At 71.0% G+C, this 19,992-nt stretch carries 12 protein-coding genes and 1 pseudogene; 6 read left to right on the top strand and 7 right to left on the bottom strand.

Going from position 1 to position 19,992, the window contains the following annotated elements; all coding sequences use genetic code 11:
* Positions 1 to 41 precede the first annotated feature (41 nt).
* Positions 42 to 1,319, bottom strand: a complete 1,278-nt coding sequence (locus tag ACFYPC_RS14865) for a glycosyltransferase 87 family protein (protein ID WP_388675279.1) — start codon at positions 1,317 to 1,319, stop codon at positions 42 to 44.
* 141 nt (positions 1,320 to 1,460) lie between these two features.
* Between ACFYPC_RS14865 and ACFYPC_RS14860 the strand changes: the two genes are divergently transcribed.
* Positions 1,461 to 3,098 carry a hypothetical protein gene (locus tag ACFYPC_RS14860; protein WP_388675156.1) on the top strand — a complete coding sequence of 546 codons (1,638 nt, stop codon included), beginning with the start codon at positions 1,461 to 1,463 and terminating at the stop codon, positions 3,096 to 3,098.
* Positions 3,099 to 3,185: 87 nt separating this feature from the next.
* On the opposite strand, the gene ACFYPC_RS14855 is transcribed toward ACFYPC_RS14860, so the two are convergent.
* A complete protein-coding gene (locus ACFYPC_RS14855) occupies positions 3,186 to 3,752 on the bottom strand; it encodes a MarR family winged helix-turn-helix transcriptional regulator (protein ID WP_388675154.1) in 567 nt (188 codons plus the stop codon).
* A gap of 125 nt (positions 3,753 to 3,877) precedes the next feature.
* Between ACFYPC_RS14855 and ACFYPC_RS14850 the strand changes: the two genes are divergently transcribed.
* Complete coding sequence (locus tag ACFYPC_RS14850; protein WP_388675151.1) at positions 3,878 to 4,291, top strand: organic hydroperoxide resistance protein; 414 nt, start codon at positions 3,878 to 3,880, stop codon at positions 4,289 to 4,291.
* 117 nt (positions 4,292 to 4,408) lie between these two features.
* Here the strand turns inward: ACFYPC_RS14850 and ACFYPC_RS14845 are convergent, their stop codons facing one another.
* The 5 genes from ACFYPC_RS14845 to ACFYPC_RS14825 all read right to left on the bottom strand — a co-directional run bounded on the left by ACFYPC_RS14845 (position 4,409) and on the right by ACFYPC_RS14825 (position 14,525).
* Entirely contained in the window at positions 4,409 to 6,685 is a 2,277-nt protein-coding gene (locus ACFYPC_RS14845) for a CDP-glycerol glycerophosphotransferase family protein (RefSeq protein WP_388675149.1), read from the bottom strand.
* 116 nt (positions 6,686 to 6,801) lie between these two features.
* Complete coding sequence (locus ACFYPC_RS14840) at positions 6,802 to 7,683, bottom strand: carbohydrate ABC transporter permease (RefSeq protein WP_388675146.1); 882 nt, start codon at positions 7,681 to 7,683, stop codon at positions 6,802 to 6,804.
* Positions 7,680 to 9,038 (bottom strand): carbohydrate ABC transporter permease, encoded by a 1,359-nt coding sequence (locus tag ACFYPC_RS14835; RefSeq protein ID WP_388675143.1) that lies wholly within the window; start codon positions 9,036 to 9,038, stop codon positions 7,680 to 7,682. The genes ACFYPC_RS14840 and ACFYPC_RS14835 overlap by 4 nt, the downstream gene beginning before the upstream one ends.
* Positions 9,039 to 9,049: 11 nt before the next feature.
* Positions 9,050 to 10,480, bottom strand: a complete 1,431-nt coding sequence (locus ACFYPC_RS14830; RefSeq protein ID WP_388675141.1) for an ABC transporter substrate-binding protein — start codon at positions 10,478 to 10,480, stop codon at positions 9,050 to 9,052.
* A 268-nt stretch (positions 10,481 to 10,748) separates the two neighbouring features.
* The gene (locus tag ACFYPC_RS14825) at positions 10,749 to 14,525 is read right to left on the bottom strand and encodes an FHA domain-containing protein (RefSeq protein WP_388675139.1); all 3,777 of its coding nucleotides are present in this window, start codon (positions 14,523 to 14,525) and stop codon (positions 10,749 to 10,751) included.
* Between the two features lie 442 nt (positions 14,526 to 14,967).
* Here ACFYPC_RS14825 and ACFYPC_RS14820 point away from each other — a divergent pair, with 442 nt between their 5' ends.
* The 4 genes and pseudogenes from ACFYPC_RS14820 to ACFYPC_RS14805 all read left to right on the top strand — a co-directional run.
* Positions 14,968 to 16,635 (top strand): protein kinase, encoded by a 1,668-nt coding sequence (locus ACFYPC_RS14820; protein WP_388675136.1) that lies wholly within the window; start codon positions 14,968 to 14,970, stop codon positions 16,633 to 16,635.
* A 126-nt stretch (positions 16,636 to 16,761) separates the two neighbouring features.
* On the top strand, positions 16,762 to 18,006 hold the full coding sequence (locus tag ACFYPC_RS14815; RefSeq protein WP_388675133.1) for a serine/threonine-protein kinase: 1,245 nt from the start codon (positions 16,762 to 16,764) through the stop codon (positions 18,004 to 18,006).
* A gap of 220 nt (positions 18,007 to 18,226) precedes the next feature.
* The gene (gene prfB / locus ACFYPC_RS14810; protein ID WP_388675130.1) at positions 18,227 to 19,333 is read left to right on the top strand and encodes a peptide chain release factor 2; all 1,107 of its coding nucleotides are present in this window, start codon (positions 18,227 to 18,229) and stop codon (positions 19,331 to 19,333) included.
* A 304-nt stretch (positions 19,334 to 19,637) separates the two neighbouring features.
* A pseudogene (locus tag ACFYPC_RS14805) lies at positions 19,638 to 19,992 on the top strand (hypothetical protein); the annotation flags it as partial.

Raw genomic sequence — 19,992 nt, 5'->3', positions numbered from 1 at the left:
CGCCCGTGTCCTGCGGTCGCGTATCAGTGAATCAGGCGCCCTCAGTTCCTGGCGCGGGAGGCGGCGGGAACGGGGAGCGGATTCCGGTAGGAAACATCCGAGGCGATTCCAGCGGGCACGGTCGAGCCCGACCGCCACAGTCGCATGAAGGACAGCGCCGCGGCAGCCGCCAGCAGACCGTTGCGTACGAGCATCAGCAGGCAGCCGGTCCACGTGCTGTGGATGACCTCCCCGTACATGACGGGGTACACGACGGAGCTGACCGCCGTCGCCGCCACGATCAGCGCCGCCACCGGGCGTTGGGTGGTGTGCCGTGAGGTCAGGCACACGGCGGCCAGGCCGAGCAGCCACACCATGTACTGGGGACTGATCACCCGGCTCGTCACGGTGAAGAGGAGCACGGCGGTGAGGGCGGCGTCGTACGGTGTCGCAGCCGTCCAGTGCCGCGCGCGTACCCGCCACAGCAGCAGGAGCCCGAAGGAGGCGACGGTGAGGGCGAGCGAGACGGCCGCGACGGAGGAGACGTAGGGGCCCACGAACTCCATCGCGCCGTACTGGTAGCGCGCGGTGCCCGGCCACCCGGCGTGGCGCGCGAAGCCGAGGACCGTGCCGCCGAGTGACTCGATCTGCACGCCCCGGCCGCCCTGCTGGCGCAGGAAGCCGAAGGGGTTGCTGAACGCGGCGACCAGCACCAGGAGCATGGCGGCCGCTGTGACCACCGCCGACGTCCAGGCCTGCCGTGTCGTACGGCCTTTCGGCGTGCCGATGAGCGTCAGTGCGGGCCACACCTTCACCAGTGCCCCCAGCGCCGCGAACGCACCGCACGCGCGCGTGGAGCGCGACAACGTCAACAGAGAGATGACGGCGAGCGCCGTGACCTGGACGTCGTAGCGAACGAGCGGGAGATGGAGGAGGAGGGGCAGCGCCGCCGCCCACAGGGTCGCGCCGGCCAGCGTGCGGCCGGGGCGGGTGCCCGCGCGCGTGAGGGCGATCATGATCACGGCGTCCGAGGCGAGGGCGAACGCCACGAAGGCCGTGAAGTACGTCAGGGCCGGCAGCAGCGCCGGCGCGAGCAGTACGGGGCCGGCGCCCGGTGGGTACTGCCACAGCCGGTCGTCCGCCGGAAAGGTGCCGTGGGACAGCACGCCGTACCAGCGGAAGTAGAGGTTGCTGACCTCGCGTGAGACCCCGCCCCGCCCGAGCAGGCGGAGGTGGTCGTGGGCGAGCAGCTCCAGCATCAGGGCCCGGCCGGCGAGCCAGCCGGCGGCCAGGAGGAGCGCGCGGCGGTGTTTCGTCCAGGTGCTCATCAACGTGCTCATCAATGTGCGCAGCAGGGTGCGCATCAGTGTGCTCTTCAGGGTGCTCATCAAGGCCGGATCGTAAGCCGCATGGATGGGGCAAAAGGGTTGATACGCCGTCAATACCCCTCAAAGGTTGTTTAATCGCACAAGATCTTGCTCATGGTGAGCTCGTGGGCGAGGCGGTCGGGAATCGGACGTACCGAGGTCGTGGCCGTGCTCGTGCCCGTGACCGTCATGTTCGCGATCGGACTCTGGGGCTTGGACCGCGGCGGCATGTGGCGCGACGAGGCCGTCACGTTCCAGGTCGCGCGGCGTTCGGTCCCGCAGATCTGGCAACTGCTGCACAGCGTGGACGCGGTGCACGGCCTGTACTACCTCCTCATGCACGTCGTTCTCGCCCCGCACCCCGGCGAGGTCGCCCTGCGACTTCCCTCGGTCTGCGGGGCCGCCGCGACCGCGGGCCTCGTCGCCGCCCTCGGCGTCCGCCTCGGCAGCCCGAGGGTCGGTCTGTGGGCGGGCCTGCTGTACGCCGTCACGCCCATGGCCGGGTACTTCGCGCAGGAGGGACGGTCCTACGCGCTGGTCGCCGCCGGCGTCGCGGGAGCGACGCTGCTGCTGGTGCGAGCCGTGCGGACGGGAGTCTGGTGGGCGTACGGCGGGACGGTCGCCGTCACGTGCCTGCTGCACGAGTTCGCGGTGCTTGCGCTGCTCGCGCACGCGGTGACCCTGGCGCTCACGCGGGTGCCGCCGCGGGTGTGGCGGGGGTGGGGACAGGCGGCCGGCGCCGCGGTACTGGTGCTGCTGCCGCTCGCCGTCGTCTCCAAGGGGCAGTCCGCGCAGGTCGCGTGGCTGTCGGCGCCCGGCCTCGACAGCGTGGACCACCTGGTGCGGGCGTTCGCGGGGCCGAAGCGGCTGGTTCTCGTGCCGTACCTCGCCCTCATCGCGCTGGCCCTGTGTTTCCCGCTCGCGCGGCGAGGAGCGCGGGAGGGCGAGCCGGAGGCCGAGCGGCAGGGCGAGCGGGAGGGTGAGCGGCAGGGCGAGCTGGAGGGAGAGCGGCGCGGCGAACGGGAGGGTGAGCGGCGCGGCGAGAAGGAGGGTGAGCGGCGCGCCGAGCTGGCGCTCCGCTCGGTCGCCCTGCCCCTGATGGTCGTGCCGCCCGCGGTACTGATGACCGTGTCCCGCTTCTGGCCGCTGTACGACGAGCGTTATGTGCTGTACGCCCTCGCCGGGGCGCCGCTGCTGGCCGCGGCCGGAGCCGAACGCCTGGTGCAGCTGGTGCCGAGGCCGGCCGTCACTTCGCTCACCGGCGTCCTCGCCATCGCCCTCGTCTTCGTCTGGCAGCTCCCCGTCCTCCGCCAGGACCGCACTCCCGACCGCCGCCCCGACAACCTCGCCGCCGTCTCCGCCCTCGCCGGGCGGGAACTGCGGCCCGGGGACCCGGTGCTGTTCCTGCCGTCGATCGTGCGGCGCTCGGCGCTGGCGTATCCGAACGGCTTCCGCGGAGTGCGGGACATCGCGCTCAGGGAGCCCGGGCCGGCGTCCGGGACCCTGTACGGGCAGGAGACGGACCCGGGCGAACTGCGGCGGCGGCTCGACCGCCTCGACCGGGTGTGGGTGGTGGCGGAGCCGTTCGCGCTGAGGCCGACCTGGTATCCGGGGAGCGCCACCGAGCGGGTCAAACTCACCGTGGTCGGAGAGCAGTTCGTGCCGCGCCAAGAGGTCGCCCGCAAGGGCGTGACCCTGCGGCTGTACGTGCGCAGGCCACCGCACCCCGTCATGGGGTGGGCGGCTGACTAGGACTGGTTCCGGGGCGGCGGGCCGACGGGTCGACGGGCCGAGACCTGTTCCTGAGCGGCCGGATGGGACCTGCTCCAGGGCCGCCGACTAGGACCCGCTCCGGAGCACGTCGCCGCTCGGCGTCTCCTCCAGTGCCCCCGCGTCCAGTGCCCCCGCGTCCAGTGCCGCCGCGTCCAGGGCCGCCGTCAGGTGGTCGAGGCGGGTCCGGAGCTCCTGGATCTCCTCCAGGCTCGCGCCCGTCGCGGCGGCGATCCGGCGGGGTACGGCCATTGCGCGCTCGCGCAGCGCGACGCCCTCGTCGGTGAGCTGGACGTGCACGGAACGCTCGTCGCGGGCGCTGCGCTCACGCCGTACCAGACCGGCCGCCTCCAGCCGCTTCAGCAGCGGTGACAGCGTCCCGGAGTCGAGCCGCAGGTGCTCGCCGAGCTTCTTCACGGGCGTTTCGCCGTGCTCCCACAGCACCAGCATCACCAGGTACTGGGGGTAGGTGAGGCCGAGGTCCTTGAGGAGTACGCGGTAGACGGCGCCGAAGGCGCGCGACGCGGCGTTCAGGGAGAAGCAGATCTGGTTGTCGAGACGCAGGAACTCCCCGCCGGCCGGGCCCTGGGGTCTCGGGGCCGGCGGACTCGAGGTCGGTGTCGGGGTGGCGGTCATGGGCCCAGGATAGCAAGCTGTCCGTCATTCAGTTGTGTACAACTGAATTGCGTGCTCTAATCAATGCCGTGAGGCGGCCGGACCGGCCGCCAGGGCAGGACATTGACTTGAGAGGGATGGTCCCCATGGACGCGCTCTACACCGCCGTTGCCACCGCCACCCACGGCCGCGACGGTCGTGCCGTCAGCTCCGACGGCAAGCTCGACCTCCAGCTCGGCATCCCGCTGGAGATGGGCGGCAACGGCCAGGGCACCAACCCCGAGCAGCTCTTCGCCGCCGGTTACGCCGCCTGTTTCGCCAGCGCCCTGGCCGTCGTCGGCCGCATCGCGAAGGTCGACGTCTCCGAGGCCGCCGTGACCGGCGAGGTCGGCATCGGCAAGCAGGGCGAGGGCTTCGCTCTGAAGGTCACACTCCGCATCGAGCTGCCCGACACCCTGGACGAGGCCACCGGCCGCAAGCTGGTCGAGCAGGCCCACCAGGTCTGCCCCTACTCCAACGCGACCCGCGGCAACATCCCGGTCGACCTCGTCATCGAGTAGTCCCCAGGTTCGAGTAGTCCCCAGGTTCTAGGCGTGCACGCGGCCGGGGCGTCCGGCCGGTCTCCAGGTGACGGGGCGACTTGGCGTGGGCCTGCTGGAAGACATCGGCGATCCGGTTCAGAGAGTCTGGGAGACGGGGACGGGCACCGGCCCAACGGGCCGTGGCACGGTGGGCAGGGGCGTGAGCGGACGGGCCGCGGCGGCCGACGGGACGGGATGCCGTTCGGACAGCGGCACGACCGGCGTCTCACCTTCGCCCAGCACGACCCGGCGTACGACTCGCTCGGCGGCGCGCCCGTCCTCGTACGGGCAGAAACGCTCCCGGAACGCGGCCCGCAGCTGGGTGGAGCGCGAGCCGCGCCAGTGCCCCGTCGCGAAGATGTCGATCAGCTCGTCCTCGCTGCGGGCCACCGCGCCCGGCGGGAAGGCGCGCAGGTCGAAGTAGGTGCCGCGGGCCGCCTCGTACGCCTCCCAGTCGTCGGCGTGCACGACGATCGGGCGGTCCAGGCCCGCGTAGTCGAACATCAGGGACGAGTAGTCGGTGACCAGCGCGTCCGAGGCGAGACAAAGGGACTCGATGCTCGGGTGGTCGGAGACATCGATGAGACGGCCGCCCGAGGCCTGGGTGAGCGGGGCGTCGTAGGAGTGGTGGGCGCGGGTCAACACCACGAAACGCGGGCCGAGTTGGCGCAGGACGCGCTCCAGGTCGAGAGTGTGGCGCTGGGTGCGGCGGTAGTCGCGGTACGTCGGTGCGTACAGGACGGCGACCGTGCCCGCGGGGATGCCGAGCGACTCGCGCAGCCGGGTCACGTCGGCCGAAGTGGCCTGCTGGAAAACGTCGTTGCGCGGGAGGCCGTACTCCAGCGTCGTGTACGAGGCCGGGAACACGCGCTCCCAGATCAGGGTGGAGTGGCGGTTGGCGGACAGGCAGTAGTCCCACTTGTCGGCGTCTCGCAGCAGCTCGGCGAAGTCGGTGTCGCGGGCTGCCGCCGGACGGTCCTGGAGGTCGAGGCCCATGAACTTGAGCGGGGTGCCGTGCTGTGTCTGGATCAGGATCTGGCCGGGTCGCTTGACCAGCCTGTCGTCGAAGTCGACGTTGTTCACGAGGTACTTGGAGCGGGCGAGCGCCGTCCAGTACGCGGCCGAGCCGGGGCGGATCCGGCGCGTCGAGGCCGGGACCGTGTGGTGGTGCTCGGGGCGCGCGATCCACGCGGTGCGGATGTGCGGCGCCAGGGCACGGAACGCGGATTCCAGGGCGCCCGGGTTGCAGCCGTGCCCGCGGCCACGGTGACTGGAGAAGACGGCGCGGTCGGCGCGCAGGGGGAGGCTGCGCTGGACGCGGTAATGGAGGCGGAGGGCGGCGACGTGGGCTGCGCGGAGGGTCTTTGAACCGAGCTTCAGGAAGCGCCTGTTGAGGTGCGAGGCCAGTGACAGGAGCCGGTACGTGCGGTGGGCGCCGAACCGGACCAGGGCGTGCCGCGCGCGGATGCCGACGCGGATCTGGGCGCCCGGTGTGCGGTAACGGCGGTAGTGGGCACGGGACTTGCGCAGGAACCCGGCGCGCGAGCCGCGCGGCAGCCGGCCGCGCGTGACGAACACCGAGGAGAGGTGGTCGACCATGCGCCGGAACAGGACCGGGCGCCAGTGGGCCAGCTCCGGGTGCGAGTCGAGATGCGCGAAGACACGGTCGTACTGCTCGAAGATGTCGAAGACGTCGAAGTGCCCGACGGTGCTCGTGGTGAGGACGCTGCCCTGTCGGCGCCTGCGGTGGTTGACACAGACCCGGTCCAGGGTGGCGATCGTCTCCGCGGACAGCAGTACCGGATACGTCCAGGGAGTGTCCGCGTGGTGGCCGGGTGGGAAGGCGAGGCCCTCGCCCTCGACGAACTCCCGGCGGTACGCCTTGTTCCACGCCACCGGCAGGACCCTGAGCAGCCCCGGCCGGTCGTCCAGCCGGAAGGGGGCCGTGCCCTCCTCCGTGAGCTGCTGCGCGAGTTGGTTGCGGACGGCCTCGCCCGACCAGTCCGTGCGTGCGAAGTCGTAGACCAGGACGTCCGGTTCGGAGGTCTCCTTCAGACGGTCGGCGATGGTGCGCAACGCGTCCGGGGTGAGGATGTCGTCGCCGTCCAGGAAGATCAGGTAGTCGCCACTCGCGTGCTTCAGGCCGGCGTTGCGGGCGCGGCCACAGCCCACGTTCTCCGGCAGGTGGACGGGGTGTACGCGCGCGTCGCGGGCCGCGAACTCGTCGATGAGCGCGCCGCAGGCGTCGGGCGAACAGTCGTCCACCGCGATCAGTTCGAGGTCAGGGCAGGACTGCCCGAGGACGGATTCCAGGCATTGGCTCAAGTACGCCTGAACCTTGTACGCGGGGATGATGACACTGAACCTGGGCAAGGCACATCCATGGGTCGGCGCGGCATTACGCCCGGGAACGGCCCAAGGGGTGACCTGGTTACGCGAGTTGCGGCATCCGGGGGAACGCTGGGTGCCGCAACTCGAAGGTTTCGCCCCTACTTCACCGCGCCCGCCATCACCCCCGACACGAACTGCCGCTGGAACGCGAAGAACACGGCGAGCGGGATCACCATCGAGATGAACGCGCCTGGCGCCAGGACCTCGATGTTGCTGCCGAACTGCCGAACCTGCTGCTGCAGGGCGACTGTCAGCGGCTGCGAGTTGGAGTCCGAGAACACCAGGGCGACCAGCATGTCGTTCCACACCCACAGGAACTGGAAGATCCCCAGGGACGCGATCGCGGGCGCGCCCAGCGGCAGGACCACGGTCGCGAAGAGCCGGGCCTCTCCCGCACCGTCCAGGCGTGCCGCCTCCAGGAGTTCACGCGGGATCTCCGCGAAGAAGTTGCGCAGCAGGAAGATCGAGAAGGGGAGTCCGAAGCCCACGTGGAAGAGGACGACACCGATGATGTCGCCGAAGATCCCGATCTTTCCGAACAGGTTGGAGAGCGGGATCAGCGCCACCTGCACGGGTACGACGAGCAGCGCCACCACTGCCATGAACCACCAGTCGCGGCCCTTGAAGTCCATCCACGCGAAGGCGTATCCGGCCATCGCGCCGATGATGACGACCAGCAGGGTCGCCGGGACGGTGATGTAGATGGTGTTGACCAGGGCGCTGGTGACGTCGTCGTTCTCCAGGAGCGACTGGTAGCTCTTGGTGGTCAGCTGGGCGGGGGCCGTGAAGACCTTCCACCAGCCCGACGCGGCGATGTCGGTCGGGTCGCGGAACGACGAGACCAGCAGGCCGAAGGCGGGCACCAGCCAGAACAGCGCGACCAGGAGCAGGAAGACGCGCAGTGCTCCGCCGGCCGCCCCGCTCGCCACCCGGGCGGCGAGGGAGCGCTTGGCGCGTACGGATGTGTCGAGTGCGGTCACCGCTGGCGCTCCTTCCTGAGACGGCGGAGGTTGACATACATCATCGGCAGCACGAGCAGCAGCAGGATGACGCCGATCGCGCTGCCCACGCCGTAGTTGCCGCCGCCGCCGAAGGAGGACTGGAACAGCTGCAGGGCGAGCACGTTGGCGTCGTCCTGACTGGGCTGCGGCGCGATGATGTAGATCAGGTCGAAGATCTTCATCACGTTGATCATCAGCGTGACCAGGACGACGATCAGGACCGGTGCGAGGAGGGGAACGGTGACTCTTCTGAACACCTGCCACTCGTTCGCGCCGTCCACCCTCGCCGCTTCGAGGAGGTTGCGGTCGACCCCCGCGAGCCCCGCGGCGATCAGCACCATCGCGAAGCCCGCCCACATCCAGACGTAACTGAGGATGATGGACGGTGTCACGAGCGTCGGGCCGAGCCAGTCGATGCCGTTGTAGGGGGCGGCGAAGTTCGAGCCCGGGAGCCGGAGTTGGGCTCCGTCCGCCTCCTGGGGGAGCGTGAAGGTGCCGTCGGCGCCGGTGGTCGCGGAGGCGACGGTTCTGCCGTCCTTCACCGCCTCGACCTTGACGCCCTTCAGGGCCTTCTCGCCCGGGTCGATCTTGCCTTTCTCACCGCCGCCGCCGAGCTTGAAGTCGAGCCAGACCGTGCCGGTGATGCCGTTGCCGGCCGCCGGTGTCCTGGCGTCCTCGGGGGTGCCGGGGAGCGTGTTCGGTGCGATGCCGACCAGCGGGAGCAGGGCCGGAGAGCCCGCCTGGACGGTGCCCGTACTCGTGAAGGAACCGCCGCCCGACGCCTTCAGGTCGCTCACCTGGGCGTTCGGCCTCGCCTTCGGATAGACCGAGGAGTCGACGAAGGCGTCGTGCACCGACGTGACGACCGCGTTGGCGACACCCTGGTCCGGGTCCTGCTCGTACACCAGCCGGAAGATGATGCCCGCGGCGAGCATCGAGATCGCCATCGGCATGAAGACGATCAGCTTGAACGCCGTACCCCAGCGCACCCGTTCGGTCAGCACGGCGAAGATCAGGCCGAGGACCGTGACGACCGCCGGGGCCACGGCGACCCAGATCGCGGTGTTCCGCACCGCGGTCAGCGTCGAGTCGGTGGTGAAGATGTCGATGTAGTTGTCCAGGCCCACGAAGCCCGAACCTCCGGCGTCGTAGAGACTCCGCCAGATCGAGTACCCGATCGGGTAGACCACGAGCGCGCCGAGCAGGATCAGCGCGGGGAGCAGAAAAAGCACCGCCACCCACAGCTTGGTCCCGGTCACGCTCTTGCGCGTTTTCGCGGCGGAGGGCGCCGGCAGTCCGCCGGCACCGCCCACCTTCAGCGTCGAAGACGACATCCCGCGTGCCGTCAGCTGCTCTTGTACGCCTTGGCGGCGTCGGCCTCTAGCTGTTTCTGGGCGCCCGCGATGTCGGAGGGGTTCTTCAGGAAGTCCTGCAGGTCCTTCCACTCGCCGATGCCCTGCGTGCCGCCGAAGGCCGCCGGGGCCTGGTCCGACATGTCGAAGCGGAAGTCGTCACCCGCGGCGAGCAGCGCCTTGGCGATGTCCCGGGTGACCGCGTCCTTGTAGGTCCCCTGGTCCATCTCCTTGTTGGGGGAGAGGAAACCGCCCTGGGCCGCCCAGATCTCCGCCGCGTCCGTCGAGGCGAGGAAGGTCAGCAGCGCCTGGGCGCCTGCGCCGTCCTTCAGCGCCACGGCCACGTCGCCGCCACTGACCACCGGGGCCTTGTCACCGACCGCGGGGAACGGGAAGACCTTGGCGTCCGTGCCGACCTTCGCGTCGGTGTCCGCGTTGATGTTCGCCGTCACGAAGTCGCCCTCGAAGACCATCCCCGCCGGGGTGTCGCCGGAGAACGTCTGCGTCACCGACTTCGGGAACTCCGTCTGCAGCGCGCCCGAGCGGCCGCCCGCGATCAGGTCGTCCTTGCCCCACAGCTCGGCGAGCGTGGTGAGCGCGTCCTTGACGGACGGGTCCGTCCACTTGATCTCGTGCGTGGCCAACTGGTCGTACTTCTCCGGGCCCGCCTGGGAGAGGTACACGTTCTCGAACCAGTCCGTGAGCGTCCAGCCGTCGGCTCCGCCGATGGAGACGGCGGGGGAACCGGCGTCGGACAGTGTCTGCGCGGTGGAGATGAAGTCCGCCCACGTGGTGGGCGTCTCGGTGATGCCCGCGGCCTCGAACGCCGCGGTGTTGTACCAGACCAGCGACTTGTTGGCGGCCTTCACATAGATGCCGTACTGCTTGCCCTCGTACGCGCCCAGGTCCTGCCAGCCCGCTGAGAAGTTCTTGTCGAGCTGCGCCTGGGCGTCGGTGCCGACGTCCTTCAGCCAGCCCTTCTCGGCGAACTGGTGCAGGACGCCGACCTGGGGGAGGAACGCCACGTCCGGCGGCTTGCCGCCCTCGATCTTGGTCCCGAGGAAGGTGGAGGTGTTGTTGCCGGTCGGCACGAAGTTGACGGTGGCGCCGGTGCGCTTCTCGAACTCGTCGAGGACCTTGGTGAAGTTGGCCTGCTCCGGGCCCGTCCAGACGGCCGCGACCTCGAGGGTCTGCCCGTTCAGCTTGGGGAGCTGGACGGAGGCGGAGCTGTCCGTGCCGTTGCTTTCCGTGCCGCCCGTGTCGTCGCTGTCGCCGTCGCCGCCGCATGCGGTGAGTGCGAGGGCGAGTACGCCTGCGGTTACCGCGGCTGCGGCGGTTTGTGCGGCTCGGGGTGCCCTGTGGCGTGCTGAGCTCTGGCGTGCTGAGTTCTTGGGCGACCTGCGTGTACGAAGAGTGCTGCGCATCTTTGCCCCGTTCATCGTTCCTCGTCGAACGTCCGGCGCTTGTCCCGTGCGATCTGGTCTACGCCCGTGTCTGTGAGGGCGGCAAGAGCGCCGACGCTGTCAAGTGAGCGATCGTGACCGCGTCGTGATGTTTCCTGGCGGGGGCGCCTTGTGCGGGTGGGTGCGGGTGCGTGCCGGTGGGTGTCCGGGTGGGTGGCTGCAGCCCCCAGATACGGGACGGGTAGGGGCGGAGGGGGCGAAAGAAGGTCGGGCGGTACCTGCGCCGGGGTCAGAGGAGGGAGGGGACTTCGGTGGCGGAGACCGAGCGGGCGGCGCGTTCCAAGGCGCTGGCCAGGAGGGCCAGGTCAGTGGGGCCGTTGCCGAGCTCGCGGACGGGCCGGCGCGCCGGAGGATCGCCCATGCGGTGCCACTCCAGGGGAACGACCGTGGGCCGCAGGGTCGCCGTACGGGGGATGCGCCCCGTGACCCGCCCGGCCTGGAAGGGCGTGACCTGGCCCTCGGGGCCGAGCAGTCGCCCCCGCCCGGGCGCCGGTTCGTCCGGCCCGGGCGCCGCCGACACCGCGTCAAGAATGACCCGTAGCGCCGCGGAACGACCCAGCTCGGAATCCGCGGTACGTCCCTCCACACCGGCCGCCGCCACGAGATGCACACCGAGCCGCTGCCCCTCACGGGCAACCGCCTCCAGAGCACGCACGACCGACCCGGCCGAAGGCCGCCCCAGCGACCCCAACGCCGGGGAAAGCAGTGCGTCCAGGTCATCGACCACCACGACGAGACGGGCCAGTGGCGGCCCCGGCTCCGCACCCTCCCGCGCCGTCGGCCGCAACCGCAGCGTCGAACTGGGCGGCGCGTCGAGATCCCCGGCACCGGACGAGCCCCCGCCCGCCGAACGCTGCGTGACGATCCGCCCCGACACCTCGCGCCGGGTGTGCCACTGCGTGAAGTCGAGGCGGCCGAGCAACTCTGCCCGCCGCTTCAGCTCTGCGCTCAGGGACTGGGCGAACTCCCGCATCCGTACGGGGTCGTTGGCGGTGAGGTGCGTGGTGACGTGGGGAAGGTCCGTACAGACGCGCAGTCCCTCGCCCTGCCCGGCGGCGTTGCCCCCGGTGGCGTCACGCCCGTCTATCAGGACGATCCCGAGCCGGTCCGGGCGCTCGGCGGCGGCGAGGGAGGCGGCGATGGAGCGCAGCAGTTCCGTACGGCCGCTGCCGGTCGGGCCTTCGATCAGCAGATGCGGGCCGTCGGCCGCGAGGTCCACGCAGACGGGCCCGCGGGGGCCGGCACCGAGCACGGCCCGGCCGCGCCCGCCCAGCGTCTCCACGTCGTCCCCCGCGTCGGCCCAACGGGCCATCAGGGAAGCCGGGGTGGCCCGTGCCAGCCCCAACTCGTCCAGCAGCCTTGCCATCTGGGGCAGTGGCACGGACACCCGCGCATGCCGTCCCCCTTGAGGACCAGCACCATCCGTGCGCAAGGGAGCCAACGCCCGGGCGAACCGCTCCGCCCACGCCACCGACACCGCGTCGACCGCGGCGACCGTGCCATGGCCCACGGGCCCACGGGTCATCGGGCCCCCGGACACCGGCTCCGTGGGCACAGAGGCAGGGGAAGCGGGATGGAGCGCTCCGGGGCCGGTGGGGGATCCGGTGCGTGCCGAGCCCCCGTGCGCGGCTTCGCCGTGGGCGCGACCCGAGTGTGGTGCCGCCGAGCCGTCGCCCTGGGACGGTTCACCGTGTGAAAGGCCGGCCTGGGCGGGCCCGCTCCCCGCGGTGCCGCTGTCCCGGGGCCCGCCATGGATGGATCCAAAACGTGCGGACCCGGCGTGCGTGGAGCCGGAGAGGGGGGACCCGGCGTGCGTGGAGCCGGGATGGGCGGACCCGGGAAGGGCGGACCCGGCGTGCTGGACGCCGGGATGAGCGGACCCCGAATGCGCGGACCCCGAATGCGTGGGTCCCGAACTCGCGGGTCCCGAACTCCCGGACCCCGAATACGAGGTCTCGCCCCCGCCCGGAATCGTCGCCTTCGGTCGTTCACCCGGGGCCACCCGCAGAAGCCGTAGCGCCGTCGCGACATCCCCGCTGAGCAGCGCGACCGCCCCGCACTCCCGGAACGGTGGTGACGCCTCGCACGCCGCCTCGTAGGTGTCCGTCACCGGCGACGCGGGTGACGCCGATGCCGTCTCGGCGAGGCAGATGACATGGATACCGGCCCGTGAACCGTGGTGGGCCAGCCGTGCCACGGACTCCCTTACGTCGGCGCCTCCGGGGTCGCCGTCCACGACGACGACCGTGTACGGGCCGTCGAAGGCGCCGTCCGCCGGGTCCTCGTCGCGGGCCCACGCGGGGCGTCGGACTCCGCCGCGGGCTTCGACGGTATGGCCGGTACGGGGAGCCTCGGGCGTCGGCGGGTGGTCGTCCAGGCGGCGGAGGAGTTCGTCGGTGCGGGCCGTGGCCTGTTCGCGGTCGTAGGCGAGGAGGAGGCGGCAGTCCTGCCCGTGTGCGGGGCGGAGGTGGGGGAGCCAGCCGAGCCAGGACCACTCGGCGGTGCGGTCCTCCACTGTGCGGGAACGGTCCGTACTGAGCAGGACGATCTCCAGCACGTCGGGCGAGTGCAACGCGGCGAGCTGCGCCACGACCGCGCGGGCCAGCCCCATGAGGCGGTCCCGTGGGCCGGCGAGGCCCAGTGCACCGGCCTCCCGCAGGTCGGCGGTGACCGGCACGGCGGGCAGCAGGCCGGAACCGTCCGGCGCGGCCCGGTCGGCCGTACCCAGCCGGACCGTCAGTGTCTCCGGGTGCCCGGGTCCCCGTTCCCACAGCCGGGGTCCCGGTCCCAGCGCCGTGAGCAGCAGTGTCGCCGGGTCGGGCCAGCTCTCCGGTGACTGTGTCACCGGAAGGAAGTCCTTCTCCTCTGCGGATTCCTCTTCTCCGTCGTACGGGTCCTGCCCGGACTCCGCAGGCTCGCCGCGTCCCTGGGCCAGCCGCCTGGCCCAGGCGCCGAGTCCGGCTCGCTTGCGAGCGCCCGAGGGGATGTCCGTACCTCTGGGCGGAGTGCCTTTCCGCGTGCCCGCGCCCTCCGCGGTCGTGGGAGCAGCGGCTTCGGCCGCGGTGTCCGTGCCTTGGGGGTGAGGGGCGGTGGCCGTATCGGAGAGTTCGCTGTTCTCGATCCGGGGGGACCTGCCCTGTACCGGGACGACCACCGGGCCGTGCTCCTGGGCCGCGGTGACGTCGGCCGCGGACCCCCGCTCCGCCGATGCGTAGGCGTGATGCGTCTCCCCGTTGGGCGGGACTGCGCCGCCTGCCTCCGGGCCGGCGTCTCCCACGCGCGCGTGGGGCACGCTCGCCGTCGGCACGGACCGTGCCTGTCCGACGCCGTCGCCGCGCGTACCGACACTGCCGGCATCGACCTGGACGGGTACCCGGACATGGCCTTCCCCATCGGGTGTCGTTGCCACCGATTTCGTACCCCCGGGCGGGGCGAGCCTGAGGGCCGACTCGCCGACGCGCAGGAGCGCGCCCGGGGCGAGGCGGACCGGGCGGGCGCCCACGCGGGTGCCGTTGAGCACGGTGCCGTTCGTGGAGCCGAGGTCGGCGACCGAGACGCGGCCCTCGGGGGTGACCGTGATGGCGCAGTGCAGGCGGGAGACGTCGGGGTCGTCCAGCGGTACGTCAGCGTCGGCGGAGCGGCCGATGCGGATCTGGCCGCCGTGCAACAGGTGGACGCCGCCCGCGTCGGGGCCCGCGATCACCTGGAGCTGGGCCGCGACTTCGTCCACGTCCGGACCGGGCTCCGCGGGAGAGCCCAGGGACAGTACGGCGCCGTCGGTCAGCGGCGGCTCGCCCACCGTGCAGCGCTGGGCGTCGAGGCGCTCGGCGCCCGCGTACAGCACGACCTGGCTGTCGCTTGCGCCTACCGCCGAGGCGAGACCGGACGCCACCGCCGCCAGTGCCGTCCCTGCGGGGGCGGTGACCAGCACATCGCAGGCCGCGGCACGCCCCCGCGGCTCCGAGGGCGGGCCCAGCGGGTCTACGACGGTCAGCCGGATCTGCATCGCCGTCAGAGGTCCCTTCCGCGCGGGTGTCCGCGACGAGGACGAGGCTGCGCTGTGGTCCCTCCACCGCAGATTCCCCCACCGCCCACGGGCACGTCGGCCAGTAGTGAAAGCATCCTCGCACCTGCCACTGACAACACGCCCGCCCCCCAGCGGCAAGTGATCTTGATTGGTCGGCTCTGCCCGTAAAAGTTCCTGACCAGTGCCCTACCTGTGTCCGACCGGTACCCGCTTGAGATCGGTCACGCTCGGGTCTCGGCAACCAACCGACCGGACCGAGCGTCTTTCCATCGAACATCTACGGCAACTGGTACGTAAGCGACTGTGAGGCGCACGGGACGAGGGGGGCCGCACAGGAGGACGACAGCCCGGTGCTATGTACCTCGGCACTAGAGTGGGTCGGAATCAGCAGGCGAGAAGCAAGCAACAGGGAGCGCATGACGTGCGGCCGGTAGGGAGCAAGTACCTCCTTGAGGAACCGCTGGGGCGCGGTGCCACCGGCACCGTCTGGCGCGCCCGCCAGCGGGAGACGGCAGGCGCCGAGGCGGCGGTCCAGGGCCAGCCCGGCGAGACCGTGGCGATCAAGGTCCTCAAGGAAGAGCTCGCGAGCGACCCCGACATCGTGATGCGGTTCCTGCGGGAGCGCTCCGTCCTCCTGCGGCTGACCCACCCGAACATCGTGCGCGTACGGGACCTCGTCGTCGAGGGCGATCTGCTCGCGCTCGTCATGGACCTGATCGACGGCCCCGACCTGCACCGCTACCTCCGCGAGAACGGCCCCTTCAGTCCCGTCGCCGCCGCCCTGCTGACCGCCCAGGTCGCCGACGCGCTCGCCGCCAGCCATGCCGACGGCGTCGTCCACCGCGACCTGAAGCCGGCCAACGTCCTGCTCACCCAGCACGCAGGCCAGATGCACCCGATGCTGACGGACTTCGGTATCGCCCGGCTCGCGGACTCCCCGGGGCTGACCCGGACCCACGAGTTCGTCGGCACGCCCGCGTATGTCGCGCCCGAGTCCGCGGAAGGCCGTCCGCAGACGTCCGCCGTCGACATCTACGGGGCGGGCATTCTGATGTACGAGCTGGTCACCGGGCGTCCGCCGTTCGGCGGCGGGTCCGCGCTCGAAGTGCTGCACCAGCACCTGAGCGCCGAGCCGCGCCGCCCGTCGACCGTCCCTGACCCCCTGTGGACCGTCATCGAGCGCTGCCTGCGCAAGAACCCGGACGAGCGGCCCAGCGCCGAGAACCTCGCGCGCGGGCTGCGTACGGTCGCCGCGGGCGTCGGAGTGCACGCGAACTCCGCGCAGATCATGGCCGCGGAGGGCGTGGGGGCGCTGCTCGCCCCCGACCCGTCCCCGGCGACCGTCCCCGGCATGCCCGGCGCCGCCGACCCCACCCAGGTGCTGCCGCAGGGCGCGGGCTCGTACGACCCGAACGCTGCGACCAGCTACCTCCCGCACACCGGCGCCGCCGACCCCACCTCCGTACTCCCGAACCGTGGCGCGGCCGACCCGACCGCCGTCATGCCGCCCGTGCCGCAGAACCAGCCGGGCGGACCCGAGGACCCGCACCCCTGGCAGAACCAGCTCCGCGCGGCCCGCGACCGCAACGAGCCGACGCAGGTCCAGTACCTCGACCCGAACCAGGACCCGCTGCGCCGCCGCCCCCAGCGGCAGGTCGCGCGGCCCCAACAGCGACCGCAGCAGGGGCAGCAGCCGCCGCCCGGGTACGGATATCCGCAGCAACAGCCGCAGCAGTACGCGCCTCAGCAGCAGCCTCAGCAGCAGCCCCGGCGTCAGCAGCCTTCACAGCAGCAGCCCCAGAGGTACGCTCCCGCGCCGCAGCAGCCGCAGCAGCCCGCGCGTGAACCCCGCGAGCCGCGGCGGCGCAGTGCCAACCCGATGAGGATTCCCGGACTCGGCTGCCTCAAGGGGTGCCTGTTCACCATCGTCATCCTTTTTGTCGCCGCCTGGCTGATCTGGGAGTTCAGTCCCCTTCAGGATTGGATCGGGACCACCAGGAGTTTCTGGGGCCAGCTGAATGAGATGTACAAGACCGTCTCCGGGTGGGTCGGGGATCTCGGCGGGACTTCTGGGGACACCCAGCCGTAATTCCCGGGCTACGGGAGCCGAGTCTGGAGATTTGTCGACACCTGGCGGGTGATTTCCGGCTCCGGCGTGAAGGTTGGCTCTTCGGACGCGTACTTTTAGCGACAACACGCGTCCGTAGGAGCAGCCTTGGCACGGAAAATCGGTAGCCGGTACACCGCGAACCAGATTCTTGGGCGGGGTAGCGCCGGCACGGTGTGGCTGGGTGAGGGGCCCGACGGGCCCGTCGCCGTCAAGCTGCTGCGCGAGGACCTCGCCTCCGACCAGGAGCTCGTGGGCCGCTTCGTGCAGGAGCGCACGGCGCTGCTCGGGCTCGATCATCCGCACGTGGTCGCGGTGCGGGATCTCGTCGTGGACGGCAACGACCTCGCGCTCGTCATGGATCTCGTACGCGGCACAGATCTGCGGACCCGGCTGGACCGGGAGCGGCGGCTCGCCCCCGAGGCCGCCGTCGCGATCGTCGCCGACATCGCGGACGGGCTCGCGGCCGCGCACGCCGCGGGCGTCGTCCACCGGGATGTGAAGCCGGAGAACGTCCTGCTCGACATGCAGGGACCGCTCGGGCCCGGCGGCTCGCACCCCGCGCTGCTGACCGACTTCGGGGTGGCCAAGCTCATCGACTCGCCCCGGCGGACCCGGGCGACGAAGATCATCGGTACGCCGGACTATCTCGCGCCCGAGATCATCGAGGGGCTGCCGCCCCGGGCGGCCGTCGACATCTATGCCTTGGCGACGGTGCTGTACGAACTGCTCGCCGGGTTCACGCCCTTCGGGGGCGGGCATCCCGGGGCGGTGCTGCGACGGCACGTGACCGAGACGGTCGCTCCGCTGCCCGGGATCCCGGACGAGCTGTGGCAACTGCTCGTGCAGTGTCTGGCGAAGGCGCCGGCCTCGCGGCTGCGGGCGTCCGAGCTGGCGGCGCGGTTGCGGGAGCAGCTCCCCACGCTGGCGGGTATGCCGCCGCTGGACGTCGATTCGCCGGACGCGGAGTCCGGGGAGGACGAGGGGTACGAGGAGGCGGAGCCGGCTGCGCCGCGGGATCCGTCGCCGGTGCGGCGGGGGGCCGTGCCGCTCGTGCCCGGGGCTGTGTCCGACTCGAACCGGGACACCCATACGTCGATGCGCGTGCCGGGTCCTGATGAGCTGGCGGGGGGCGCGCGGGGGACGGCTCGGGTGCCGCGGGCCGCGGGTGCGGCGCGGCCGGGGTCCGCGCGGCATCGTGCCTCGGCTCGGCGGCGCCGGATCACCCTGGGGACGGCGGCTGCCGTGCTGGTGGCCGCCGTGGGTGTCGGTACCTGGCTCGCCACCTCGGGGGATGACGCCGGGTCCACGCCGTCGCCGGACACGAAGAACTCGGCGCCCTCGGCTCCGTGACCGTGGTCTTCTTCGCCCCCTCCGCCCCTGCCCGTCCCGTACCTGGGGGCTGCCGCCCCCAGACCCCCGCTTCGGCCTGAAGGGCCTCGTCCTCAAACGCCGGACGGGCGGAAGATGTCCAGCAGCGGACAGGCTGAAAACCTCCCGCGCCCGACGGGCTGAAAAGCAGCCCCCGGACCGAGGGGGCGGCCCCGGTTGTCGTTGCCGTTACGCTGGAGGCGTGGCAGTCGTCGATGTATCCGAAGAGCTCAAGTCCCTCTCCTCGACCATGGAGTCGATCGAGGCCGTCCTGGACCTCGACACGATGAGGGCAGATGTCGCCGTGCTCGAGGAGCAGGCGGCCGCGCCGTCCCTGTGGGACGACCCGGACGAGGCGCAGAAGATCACCAGCAAGCTGAGCCACCTCCAGGCGGAGGTCAGGAAGGCCGAGGCGCTGCGCGGGCGTATCGACGATCTGAGCGTGCTCTTCGAGATGGCCGAGGAGGAGGACGACCCGGACACCCGCGCCGAGGCCGAGACCGAACTCACGGCCGTCAAGAAGGCGCTGGACGAGATGGAGGTCCGGACCCTCCTCTCCGGCGAGTACGACTCCCGCGAGGCCGTCGTCACCATCCGTGCCGAGGCCGGCGGCGTCGACGCCTCCGACTTCGCCGAGAAACTGCAGCGCATGTACCTGCGCTGGGCGGAGCGCCACAACTACAAGACGGAGCTCTACGAGACCTCGTACGCGGAAGAGGCCGGCATCAAGTCGACCACCTTCGCCGTGCACGTCCCGTACGCCTACGGAACGCTCTCCGTGGAGCAGGGCACCCACCGGCTCGTCCGGATCTCCCCCTTCGACAACCAGGGACGCCGCCAGACGTCGTTCGCCGGTGTCGAGATCCTGCCCGTCGTCGAGCAGACCGACCACATCGAGATCGACGAGTCCGAGCTGCGGGTGGATGTCTACCGCTCGTCCGGTCCCGGCGGCCAGGGTGTCAACACGACCGACTCCGCGGTCCGCCTCACCCACCTCCCCACCGGGATCGTGGTCTCCTGCCAGAACGAGCGCTCCCAGATCCAGAACAAGGCCAGCGCGATGAACGTCCTCCAGGCCAAGCTGCTCGAGCGGCGCCGCCAGGAGGAGCAGGCCAGGATGGACGCCCTGAAGGGCGACGGCGGCAACTCCTGGGGAAACCAGATGCGTTCGTACGTCCTGCACCCGTACCAGATGGTCAAGGACCTGCGCACCGAGTTCGAAGTCGGTAACCCCGAGGGTGTGTTCAACGGCGAGATCGACGGTTTCCTCGAGGCCGGAATTCGCTGGCGCAAGCAGCAGGAGAAGTAAGCGGGAGCTTTAGCACCGCTTTGTCGACAAGGCAACTGCCGTCACGCAGACGGCAGTTGCCTTTTGTGTGTGGGATGTCTGGGTTTTACATCACAGTCCCATGACTCACGCCAGTCAAATGATGTTGATCCGGACATCGCGTACGCAACGACCTTGACGTTACTTTGAAAAGTGGGGATGGTGGCGCGTGGCATGCGTATCTCTGGGGCGCATGTGAACCGGGGGGCTTGAGTGAAGCCACCTGTGACGCCGTGGCCCCGGGCGCTGCTCCATTGACGATTTAGCTACTGGGGGTAGCAGCCGAATGACGAAGAAGACGCGGATCCGTGTGGCACGGATAGCCGCTGGTGCCGTGATCGCCGCCGGCGCCTCGCTGACCGCCGCAGGAGCCGCTTCGGCTCTGGACGTCGACATCGAAGCAGGGCCGATCAGTGTCAACGTGAACGACGGCGCCGGTGACGACGGTGGCACGACGACCGGTGGCGACACCATCGTTGGTACGACGACTGGTGACACGACCGGCGGTGGGGACACCACGGTCGGTGCGACGACCGGCGATACGACCGGCGGCGCGATCATCGGCGGTGCGACGACTGGCGATGCGACCGGTGGCACCACGGGCGGTGACACCACGGGCGGTACGTCGGGTGGTGACGACT

The sequence above is a fragment of the Streptomyces sp. NPDC005808 genome (assembly GCF_042871385.1).
Taxonomy (GTDB): domain Bacteria; phylum Actinomycetota; class Actinomycetes; order Streptomycetales; family Streptomycetaceae; genus Streptomyces.
The sequence above is the reverse complement of the archived record's forward strand: the minus strand, read 5'-3'. Positions and strand labels throughout refer to the sequence as shown.